We start from the raw sequence: 10,271 nt of genomic DNA, 5'->3' as shown, positions 1-10,271 counted from the left end.
ACGGGCAGGGCGGAGAGGTGGAGGACGCTTGGGGCCGATGTCGGCATCGCGATGCCGCGCGGCGCCGATATCGCCCGTGCGACGGCCGATGTCGTGCTGATGGACGATCGACTCCAAGCGGTGGCCGATGCCCGGGAGATCGCGCACAAGACCATGCGCCTGATCCAGCAGAACTTCACCGCTGCGGTTGGCATCAATACCGGCGTGCTCGCTGGCGCCGTGCTTGGCTGGTTATCGCCGGTGGCCAGCGCGTTGCTGCACAATGGCTCGACCATCGGCATCCTGGTCAATGCGCTCAAGGGGGTCTCGCTGGATGCTGAGTCGCAGGGCCAGGGCTCGATGCAGCCGCCACCGCTGGCGCTACCGCACAAGGTGGACTGAGTCCCACGCTGATCGTGACGCTCGACCTCAGCAACCGCCTTCGAGGAGGTGCGAGCGCTCAGCGCTCGAAGGATTCGATGCGCGCGGCCGGGCTCAGCGGCACCAGGAACGCGGTCGGATCAGGCAGGACCTTCTCGCGCACCGCAGCAAGCGTGGTTTCGCCGCCGTAGCTCACCGATGACTGCAAGTGGCCGCGGATGCGCTGCAGGATGGTGCTGACGCTGCCGCGGTATGGCACCTGGATCTCCTGACCTTCGGGCGGGACGTCAAGCGCTGCGTCGAGCTCGTCGCTGCTGCCGCTGTCGTAGAGCGCTTCCAACACGGCTTCGGGCGAGGTCATGCCACGGTAGATCTTCTTCTTCATGTGGGTCGCCGGGTCTTGTATCACCTGGCCCGGCGCCTCGTCGGTCCCGGATAGCGCGCTGCCGAGCATCACCGTCGACGCCCCGCAGATCAGGGCGAGAAAGATGTCCTTGTCGGTCTTCACGCCACCGTCAGCGACGATCGGCACGCTCTCACCGACGGCGAGATAGGCCTCACGGATGGCCTGCAGCTGCGGCACGCCCGCCGCCGTTTCCAGCCGCGTGCGGCAGCCGCGGCCGGGTCCGACCCCGACCTTGATCGCATCGGCGCCGATATCACGCATGAAGCGCGCACCCGCGCTGGTCGCGACGTTGCCGCACACCAGCGGCACACTGCCAAACTGGCCACGCAGCCCGGCAACAGCTTGCTCCATGATGGCCGAGTGACCGTGAGCGATGTCGACGAATAGCAGATCGGCGCCAGCTTCCAGCAGTGCTGCGGCCCGCTCCAGCTAAGCGCCGCGCGCGCCGACCGCAGCGGCGCAGCGGAGCTGGCCGGCGCTATCCTTGCTGGCGCCGGGCTGTTTGCGGTTGAGATTGATGTCGCGGCGTGTGATGAGCCCCTGGATGCGATTCGCGCCATCGATGAGCGGCAGACGCTCGATGCGGTGGTCGAACATCAACCGTTCGGCCTCGTCGGTGGAGATGTCCGGTGCGCCGGTCACCAAGCGCGACAGCGGTGTCATGAAATCGTCGACCGGTCGATCCTCGTCAGCATCCTGCACCGGCGTATCCCGGTTCGAGAGCAAACCGGCCAGCACATTGGAGCCGCTGGCCGTCTCGATCAGGATGCCGGTGATGCCGTGCTGCCGCGCGAAACGCCTGGCTTGGCGAATCGTGGTGCCCATAGGCAGGCGCAGCGGGCTGTCGATCACAGCGCTTTGGCTGCGTTTCACCACGGCGACTTCGGACGCCTGGCGCTCAATGCTCATGCCGCGATGTACGACCCCAATGCCGCCGTGCATGGCCATGGCCCGCGCCATGTCGGCGCCGGTGACACTGTCCATGTTCGACGAAACGATCGGCAGATCCAACGCAACGTCCGCCGTCAGCAGCGACTTGACGCTGATCGTGCGCCGGGTCTGCGAATCCGTCTTCTGCGGTCGGAACAGGAAATCGTCGAAGGTCCTGCCGGTCCAAAAAGCCGCCTCGTCCGGCGCAGCGGCGAAGGCATCGTCCACGTTCTGCCACCTATTTTGTTGACATGGGTCGGTCTCAGGTTGCGCTGCGGTGGGATGCGGAAACGCACTCGATCTGAATCGATCTGGACATCAAGCGACAGTAACCTTGCCAGCGCGGCGACGGAGATCCGTCGCCGCCCGATCGCGCACTCGGATCACTGGCCAGCATAGCGCATCAGAACTCCACCGCAAGCTGAGCGACGAAGGCGTTGGAGTTGTTGCCGGTGCCGCCATCGCGGGTGCTGTAGTCGCTATCGTGCGCATATTCAAAGGATAGCGCCGTGCCGTCGAAGATGCCGATCGACCAGCCAAACGCCCAGCGCGTCTCTGGCAGCTCGAGATTGACCGCCTCTTTGGTGCCCTGATAGGCGACGGCGGCAACCGACTCCTTGCCGAAGACCTCAAAGCTGTAGCCGAGCTCGATGTTCCAGGCCGAGGGCTCGGCGCCCTTGTCCTTGAAGCTCAGGCTAGCCGGGTCGAAACGCTCGGTTGCCGAGAGATACTCGCCGATCAGATTGACATTGCGATAGACCAGTCCGAGGTTTGCAGTCCAGCCGCCGGTGCGCTCGGTCGGGTCTAGGCTGAATTGTGCTGCCTCCTCTGGACGCAACTCTTCGATCTCGAGCTGACGCGCGGCGCGGTTATCGGCAACGCTGTCCTGCAAGGTATCGGAGTCGCCAAGATCGTTGATATAGCCGGCGCCGATGGTCCAGACCAGGTCTTCGCGCTCTTGGGCGAAGGCGAGGTTTGCGCCCCAACTGCCAATCTGATTGTCGCCGTTAATCTTGTTGTCGCCATTGAACGCATAGGCACTGCCGCTGAAGCCCTGATAGACGAAGCCAAGCTGGGCCGCGGTCTCACGGGTCTCGCCGATCTCGAGCGTCAGTGGGTCGGAGACCAGGTTGGTCTCATAGGCACCGAAGGGGACGTAGAACTGACCGGCCGTGAAGAATACCGGCGTCACATCGGGATTGGCGATGGTGATCGTTGCCAGGTCCACCTCGAGAGGGGTGTCGTCTTCCTCGTAGAGCAGCGATGCCATGACCTCGACCCAGTCGGTGACCTGAGCGGCGATGCCCAGCTCAAAGGTGGCAAGGACCAGGTCCGATTCGCTCGAGCCCTCGTAGGGATCGACGTAGACACCTTCGACCTCGATCACACCGCCGATCTCGATGTTCTCGAACCAGCCGCCGAGGCCGGGGCCGGCGTCGCGCTTCGTGTCCAGGGTCTCTTCCAGCCGCTCGATACGTTGTGGTGCCCCTTCGAGCTGCTGTTTTTGCTGGGCGATGGTGCGCTGCTGCTGATCGATTGCGGCGGCCTGCTCGCGATTCTCTTGCTCGAGGCGTCGGACGCGCTCCTCAAGGGTCTGTGCCCCCGCATGGCCTGCGGTGCCGGCACTCAGGACCATCGCGATGGCCCAACTTAGTCGTCGTGTCTTCATGCGTTGTCGCGCTCCGATTCTCTGGGTTCAACGGGGTAGTGGTTTGCACCGGCGAAACGGGCCGGAGAGGATTGGCCACGCCTGGGTAGCATACTTTTTTATTTTAAGTATGACACAGCGCCTGCAAAACCGACTAAGAGTATTGTCACGAAATCAACACCCAATGAGAAGTGTTTCTATTCGTAATAAAACCTACGCCAGTGGTGGGTCATGCAACGTGCTAAGGTTCCGGATGCGGTCGGTATTGAATCGGCTGCTGTTCACAACAGGCCCAGGACCTCAGAGTACCTGGCCATCGGAGGAGTGTATTGATGAAAACGACAACGATCTCATTCGCATTCTTGTTGACAACGACGAGCCTGGTCCTGAGCGCTGAGGATTCGGCGTTGCGGGAGCAAGCAACCTCGGCGGGCCTGCAGCCGGTGCCTTACGGACTGCAGCCGGTCTCGGACAATCCCTTAACCCGCGAGAAGATCGAGCTTGGGCGGATGCTGTTCTTCGATCCGCGCCTCTCTGCCAGCGGCTTCATCAGCTGCAATAGCTGCCATAACCTGGGTACCGGCGGTGATGACAACATGCCAACATCTGTTGGCCATGGCTGGCAGACCGGTCCGCGCAATGCGCCAACGGTGCTGAACGCGGTCTTCAATGCCGCTCAGTTCTGGGACGGCCGGGCGGAGGATCTGAAGGCGCAGGCGAAGGGGCCGGTCCAGGCCGGAGTCGAGATGGCCAATACCCCCGAGGCGGTTGTCGTCACCTTGAACAGCATGCCGGAGTACGTCGAGCGCTTTGGTCGCGCCTTTCCCGGCGAGGATGATCCGGTCAGCTTCGATAATATGGCCAAGGCGATCGAGGCCTTCGAGGTCACCTTGGTGACCCCGAATGCACCCTTTGATCAGTGGCTCGAGGGCAATGACGGGGCACTGAGCGACAACCAGAAGGCAGGCCTGGAACTATTCTTGGACAAGGGCTGTGCTGCCTGCCATAGCGGAATCAATTTCGGTGGCCAGGACTACTATCCCTTCGGTCTGATCAAGCGACCGGGCGCGGACATCCTGCCCCCGGAGGACAAGGGGCGTTTCCAAGTGACCGAGACCGCCTCGGATGAGTACGTGTTTCGGGCTGCGCCGCTGCGCAACATCGAGCTGACGGCGCCATACTTCCACTCGGGCCAGATCTGGGATCTGGAGCAGGCCGTCGCGGTGATGGGCACCGCGCAGCTCGGTACCCAGCTCAGCGACGAGGAGGCCGCAACCATTGCCGAGTTCCTGCGCAGCCTGACCGGAGAGCAGCCGGTGGTGGAGTATCCGTTGTTGCCGGTCGAGACCGCCGCAACGCCGAAGCCCGAGCTCTAAAGACTAAGCAGCTCGATCAATAATGACCCTGTAGGTCGCTTACGCTCCTGCCTCTTCCTGCCTCTGCGAGCATGATCTGCACTTGTTGGGGTTAAGGTTTAGAGGATTAGGGGGTTAGGGGTTCTCAGTGTTCAGGCAGCGCTCGTCACGACACTGTTGGACCTCGATGGTCAGGTGATCGAGGCCCGGAATCGACCGCAGCCGTTGCTTGTACTCCTCGACTGGACGTGGCTCATGCGTCACCAGCGAGAGGATGCAAGCGCGGCTGGCGGCGCCGATGCGCCACAGATGCAAGTCCGCGATCGCAAGATCGGGCTCGGCTTCGATGCGGCTTCGGATTTGAGCTGCGATATCGCTGTGATCCTCGGCGTCGAGCAGCGAGCGGGCGCTGTCGCGCGCCAAGCCCCAGGACCAACTGCCGATCAAGGCAGCACCGACCATCCCCATCACCGGATCGAGAAAGCGCCAGCCGAATAGCATGCCAGCAGCGAGCGCGGCGATTGCTAGCAGCGAGGTCATGGCGTCGGCGAGCACGTGCAGGTAGGCAGCGCGCAGATTGTGATCCTTGTGCTCAGCGCCTTGGGCATGATGCTGCAGTCCCTGATTGTGGTCGTGATGGTCGTGATGGCGGTCCTGACGAGGAGGGTGATGGGCGTGCGCGTGTCCGTGATGATGGCCGTGGCCATGATGATGACCACCGCCCTGAGCCAAGATCCAAGCGCTGACCAGATTCACCACCAGCCCGAGGCAGGCGACCAGCATCGCATCGGCATAGCGGATGTCGATGGGGTGGAATAGCCGACTGATGGATTCGACCAGCATCCAGAGCGCGCCGAGCCCGAGCAGCAGGGCGCTGCTGTAGCCGGCGAGGGTTGGGATCTTGCCGGTACCAAAGGTGAAACGCCGATCCTTGGCCCAGCGTCGCGCGAGACCATAGGCGAAGACGCTTAAGCCAAGCGCCGCCGCATGGCTGCCCATGTGCCAGCCGTCGGCCAGTAGAGCCATGGAACCGGTCAGCCAGCCGGCAGTGAGCTCGATGACCATGGTCACCAGCGTCAGATAGACCACCCAACGCGTGCGCTGCTCGGCCTGGACCTCGGCGCTGGTACTGAAATCGTGCTCGTGTTGCCAGGTGTCGAGACTGCTGTGTCGATGCATGATTGAGACCTTGCGGGGGGCGATCGCTGCTTCAGCGTTGCTTCAGATTAGTAGCCCGGTAGATGGCGTACTGGGCTGCCGAAAAAGGCGAGTACGGTCAGATCCTCCTCGATATCGAAGAAGGCGTGATCACAGGCGGTGCGCACATACATCATGGTGCCTTTCTCGACGCGATGATCCTCGTCTTCGACGCGCAGCCGAGCGCGCCCTTCGAGCACGAAGTAGAGCTCGTCTTCCTCATGTGCGCTCTGCATCTCCTTCGAGCCGGCCGGGATGTGATAGAGCGAGCAGCTCAACGAGGGTGTCCGCAGCAGCTCCTTGAAGCGCGTGGCGTTGGCGTCTTGCTGCGACATCAGCTCAGGCAGTTGGAAGACTAACCAGTTGGGATTGCTCATCGGTGGCATACCTCTGCGTTCTCGATAAAGGACACACAACTTACAGGGATTAAAAAGCGATGCGAATGATTTGCATCAGCCTCGCACTGAGGATACAATGCGAACCGTTCCAGTTGCGAATTTTCCTTGCAACCTACTCTTAGATGTTGGAGTTCCTGCAAAGATGAGCCAGTACATCCATCATGTCCCCGGTCGCATTCGCGTGCGTTCTAAGGCCTTCCGTTGCTATGGCGAGCGTGCCGACAACGCTCAAACCAAGCTGATGGCCATGGAGGGTGTGCGTTCGGTCCAGATCAATCAGCGCGCATCGAGCATCGTGGTTCAGTATGACCCTGAGCTGCTGAGTCGGGTTGAGCTCTTTGCGGCCCTTGAAGACCTCGGTTGCATGGCCGCTGTGCGGCGCGATGAAACCCATGCCAAGAAGCTCGGCGAGACCTTCGGCAAGGCATTAGTCGGCGCCGTGGTGCAGAAGGTCGTCGAGCAGTCGGCCCGTAACCTGGTGGGCGCCTTGGTCTGACGGACCCGATAACAGCCGCTCCAGGAGACCGCGCCCCCCGACGAGCCTGCAGCCGAGCCTGCAGCCGAGCCTCCTACCGAGCGACAGCCCAGCCAGCAGGGCCAGTGGCCGATGGACGGGACCCTCGAGCCCTCGGCCACGCTCGGCAAGGTTGAGGCTGTGTTGCTGCCCTCAGGAATCGGCCGCTGACGCGCTCCGGTAATGTGCCCCCGAAGACTCGAGCAACGCTGAGAACCAGCGCTGCCATTACAAGAGTGGCCAACCGCTTGGCCGATCTGCGCCGTTAGGCTTTGGCCCGCGCCGCAGCGCTAGCAGGTATGCTGCGCTATCGGCTTTCTGCAGGCGGCTGTCTGCAGAGGTTGTCTGCAAGCGCCGAGCTCAGCCGGGCTGCGGCCGATCCGCGACCAGCCGCGCGATCGGCCGGGTCAATGGCGAATAGGAGGCAAGCAAAGTGAGGATGCCGGTTATGGGCGTCGCGAGCAAGACACCAAGTGGCCCCCAGAGAACGCCCCAGAAGATCAGCGCTAGCAGTACTGCTAGCGGTTGTAACTGGACAGAGCGGCCGAGGACCTTGGGCTCGACGAAGTTGCCGATGACGAAGAACAGGGTGCCAGGGGTGAACAGGCTGATCAGCATTGCCACCAAGCCAAGGTCCGGGGAGAGCAGGATGATGGGCCAGGGGGCCAAGGCAGCGATCACGGGACCGGCCATCGGCACAAAATTGAGCATGAAGGCAAGCAGCCCGAAGAGCATCGCGAATTGGATCTCGCAGAAGGCCAAGACGAGTCCGATCAAGAGTCCAAGCGCGGCCGAGGTGGCGGTCTTCGCGATGAGATAGGCGCGCACCCGCGCGGTGATCTCCCGCCAGAGTGCGGGCTCTTGCCGTTGTCGTGGCAGCAGGAAGAGGAGATAGATCACGTACAGGAAGACCATCGTGGTCATTGAGGCCATGTCCAGAAGATTGCTGCCAAGGTCCTCGATCAGCGTCTGGATCGGCAATTGCTGTAGCGGCTGTGTCAATGCAGCTGAGTCAATGCCGATGTGCTCGACGCGCAGCAACCGAAAGCCCTCTTGCATCAAGCGATTCAGCTGAGTCTCATAGACCGAGGCCGAGCTGATCATCTGCTCGACCGAGGTGACGATCAGCAGCCCGGCGAGCCAGAACAGCACCAGCGTCAGCAGCAGCGTACTCACCACGGCAAGATTGATCGGCAATCGCAGGTATCTGACCTGTAGACCGACCAGTGCGGAGAGTCCAAGCGAGACGAAGACCGCCAGCACGAACGGCAGAAAGACGATCTTTAGCAGATGCAGCACGACGCCGCAGACGATGACGGTCAGCACCACCAGGCTGATGGTCTGAATTCGACGCTCCGTGATCTCCATGACTAGAGGGCTTTGCGCCAAAAGATGAAGACGATGAGCGTTAGCAGCACGCCGAAGGCACTGATCGAGCTAAAGGCGATGAACATCACCTCAACCGAGCGACCTGGCAGCATGGCTACGTAGAGCGTCGCCAGCGACGCCAAGCCCATGCTGAGTCCGCCCATCAGCGAGGAGGCGGAGCCCACAATGGATTCGAACGGCGCCACGGCGCGCGCGGTGGCCACCGGCACCACGAAGGCAATGCCGACATAGATCACCGAGATCGAGCCGAGCATGGTGGTGAGCGTGACGAGATGGAATTCGTCGAAGACGCCGATCGCGATCGAGCCGACAAGCATGATCCCGAGCCCGCTCAGGATCAACGACGGATCAGTGAGATAGCGGCTGAGCACGGTTGCGAGCGAGGCGCCAATGATGAACGCGGCGACAATACAGAAGGCCACCACGACGAACATCTTCGACGGATAGCCCAGCTCGGTGATCACCAGATGTGGCGCCTCAACGAGCGAGGCATAGGTGAGACCGAAGCCGAGCCCGAGGATCAGCACATAATAGAGATAGACCGGCTTGGCGAGCAGCGACAGGTAGGTGGTGACGAAGACCCGCGGCTTGGTGGCATCCAGATTCAGGTTGCGATTGGTCTCGGGAAAGCGAAAGAAGAGCGCGATCAACAAGAGCACCGCGAGCACGGCGAGCAGATAGAAGTTGTATTGCCAGCCGAAGTAGTGGTCGACCAGGCTGCCGGCGATGGGCCCAACGCCGGGCGCCAGCGCAAAGATGGTGTTGACCTGTAGGAAGATCCGGGTGCGCAGTTCTTCCGGGAAGGCATCACGCACTGCAGCATTCGAGATGGTGCCACCAGCGCTGGCCCCCAGCGACTGAATCAGGCGCCCCGCGAGCAGCATGCTCAGGTCGGTACTGAAGGCGCAGATCAATGACCCGACCAGGAAGGTCGCGATCGCGATCAGGATCATCGGTCGCCGGCCGAAGCGATCCGAGAGCGGTCCCCAGAGGATCTGGCTCAACGCAAAGCCAGCCAGATAGACCGTCATGCTCAGCTGTGCCTGAGCATAGGTGATGTCGAGCCCGTGCGCGATGCTGGGCAATGAGGGCGTGTACTCGGTATCACCGAACGGCCCTAGCGAGGCCATGAACGCGAGGATGAAGACCGAAGGAACAGCGGTGGCGGTGGCGGCGGAGGCGGGGTGTTTCATCAGTTGCTGCGCCCGTGAAGGCTATCCATTGTCGTCGAATGCGAGAGGCCCCTGCGCTCAGCTCGAGAACGCCCTCAGCTAGGTGCCTCGAACCTGTGCAGGGTGATCTCAGGTGGGCAGAAATAGCGTAGCGGAACACCGCAAGCGCCGGTACCCGCAGATGTATAGCCCTGGAGGCTGCGATGGGTCCAGGCGCCAGCGAGCAGGCGACGCGGCACGTCGCAGACCTTGATCAGCGCATAGCCGCCGGGCAAGCAGATCTGGCCGCCGTGGGTGTGGCCGCTGAGCATCAGGTCGAAGCCATAGGCTGCCGCATCCCGGTAGGTCTCGGGGGAATGGCTCAGCAAGACCTTGAAGGCGCTATCAGGCATCAGCTCGCGCACGCCAGCGAGATCATCGGTGCGATAGAAATGCGGGTCATCAATGCCGGCGAGGTAGAACGAGCCATCGCTGTGGCGGATCTCAGCGACCTCATTGAGCAGGAAACGCATGCCAGCGCGTTCGAGTGGCTGCACGATCTCGATGAAATCGTGATTGCCGAGGATGCCATAGACAGGTCGGTCGAACAGATCCAGCAGCGCCAGCGTCTGCTCGACCGAGGGGCCATGGTCGGCATCGGTGGTGTTGCGGAAGTCGCCCGTCAAGACCACCAGGTCATAGGCGACCCCGTCTAGACAGCGCCGGATCGCCGGCAGGAGTGCTGGATCGAGGTCGAGGTGCAGATCGCTTAGCTGCAGCAGGCGAAAACCGTCGAGTGTGCGAGGCAGCGCAGGATGACGTACCGGGTTCTCACGCAGACGTAGGTCGGTGAAGCCACGATATCCCCAGCGATAGAGGCCAAATAGGCGCGCAAGTCGATCGACCAGCAGATCGATATCCAG

Annotated in this window: 8 protein-coding genes and 2 pseudogenes; 3 read left to right on the top strand and 7 right to left on the bottom strand. The window is 62.1% G+C overall.

What is annotated here, in order from left to right; genetic code table 11:
- Positions 1 to 381, top strand: a pseudogene (locus tag ACY693_RS08700) (hypothetical protein); the annotation flags it as partial.
- A 58-nt stretch (positions 382 to 439) separates the two neighbouring features.
- Here ACY693_RS08700 and guaB read toward each other — a convergent pair.
- A pseudogene (gene guaB, locus ACY693_RS08695) lies at positions 440 to 1,924 on the bottom strand (IMP dehydrogenase).
- 175 nt (positions 1,925 to 2,099) lie between these two features.
- Positions 2,100 to 3,365, bottom strand: a complete 1,266-nt coding sequence (locus ACY693_RS08690; protein ID WP_462321434.1) for an LbtU family siderophore porin — start codon at positions 3,363 to 3,365, stop codon at positions 2,100 to 2,102.
- 311 nt (positions 3,366 to 3,676) lie between these two features.
- On the opposite strand from ACY693_RS08690, the gene ACY693_RS08685 reads away from it, so the two are divergent.
- Positions 3,677 to 4,720, top strand: coding sequence for a cytochrome-c peroxidase (locus tag ACY693_RS08685; protein ID WP_462321433.1), 1,044 nt, complete (start codon positions 3,677 to 3,679; stop codon positions 4,718 to 4,720).
- A gap of 114 nt (positions 4,721 to 4,834) precedes the next feature.
- On the opposite strand, the gene dmeF is transcribed toward ACY693_RS08685, so the two are convergent.
- The gene (gene dmeF, locus ACY693_RS08680; protein WP_462321432.1) at positions 4,835 to 5,878 is read right to left on the bottom strand and encodes a CDF family Co(II)/Ni(II) efflux transporter DmeF; all 1,044 of its coding nucleotides are present in this window, start codon (positions 5,876 to 5,878) and stop codon (positions 4,835 to 4,837) included.
- A gap of 47 nt (positions 5,879 to 5,925) precedes the next feature.
- Entirely contained in the window at positions 5,926 to 6,273 is a 348-nt protein-coding gene (locus ACY693_RS08675) for a cupin domain-containing protein (RefSeq protein WP_462321431.1), read from the bottom strand.
- 163 nt (positions 6,274 to 6,436) lie between these two features.
- Between ACY693_RS08675 and ACY693_RS08670 the strand changes: the two genes are divergently transcribed.
- On the top strand, positions 6,437 to 6,790 hold the full coding sequence (locus tag ACY693_RS08670) for an HMA2 domain-containing protein (RefSeq protein WP_462321430.1): 354 nt from the start codon (positions 6,437 to 6,439) through the stop codon (positions 6,788 to 6,790).
- Between the two features lie 378 nt (positions 6,791 to 7,168).
- Here ACY693_RS08670 and ACY693_RS08665 read toward each other — a convergent pair whose 3' ends face one another.
- The 3 genes from ACY693_RS08665 to ACY693_RS08655 all read right to left on the bottom strand — a co-directional run.
- Positions 7,169 to 8,176, bottom strand: coding sequence for an AI-2E family transporter (locus ACY693_RS08665; RefSeq protein ID WP_462321429.1), 1,008 nt, complete (start codon positions 8,174 to 8,176; stop codon positions 7,169 to 7,171).
- 2 nt (positions 8,177 to 8,178) lie between these two features.
- Positions 8,179 to 9,390 (bottom strand): multidrug effflux MFS transporter, encoded by a 1,212-nt coding sequence (locus ACY693_RS08660; protein WP_462321428.1) that lies wholly within the window; start codon positions 9,388 to 9,390, stop codon positions 8,179 to 8,181.
- A gap of 74 nt (positions 9,391 to 9,464) precedes the next feature.
- A partial coding sequence (locus ACY693_RS08655; protein WP_462321427.1) for a metallophosphoesterase occupies positions 9,465 to 10,271 on the bottom strand: 807 nt, incomplete at its 5' end.

The organism is Halochromatium sp. (assembly GCF_054919635.1).
The sequence above is the reverse complement of the archived record's forward strand: the minus strand, read 5'-3'. Positions and strand labels throughout refer to the sequence as shown.

Bases quoted from the DNA above. Each gene is read 5' to 3' on its own strand.
- ACY693_RS08660 (WP_462321428.1), bottom strand. From the start codon at position 9,390: ATGAAACACCCCGCCTCCGCCGCCACCGCCACCGCTGTTCCTTCGGTC.
- ACY693_RS08675 (WP_462321431.1), bottom strand. From the start codon at position 6,273: ATGAGCAATCCCAACTGGTTAGTCTTCCAACTGCCTGAGCTGATGTCG.
- ACY693_RS08665 (WP_462321429.1), bottom strand. From the start codon at position 8,176: ATGGAGATCACGGAGCGTCGAATTCAGACCATCAGCCTGGTGGTGCTG.
- dmeF (WP_462321432.1), bottom strand. From the start codon at position 5,878: ATGCATCGACACAGCAGTCTCGACACCTGGCAACACGAGCACGATTTC.
- ACY693_RS08690 (WP_462321434.1), bottom strand. From the start codon at position 3,365: ATGAAGACACGACGACTAAGTTGGGCCATCGCGATGGTCCTGAGTGCC.
- ACY693_RS08670 (WP_462321430.1), top strand. From the start codon at position 6,437: ATGAGCCAGTACATCCATCATGTCCCCGGTCGCATTCGCGTGCGTTCT.
- ACY693_RS08685 (WP_462321433.1), top strand. From the start codon at position 3,677: ATGAAAACGACAACGATCTCATTCGCATTCTTGTTGACAACGACGAGC.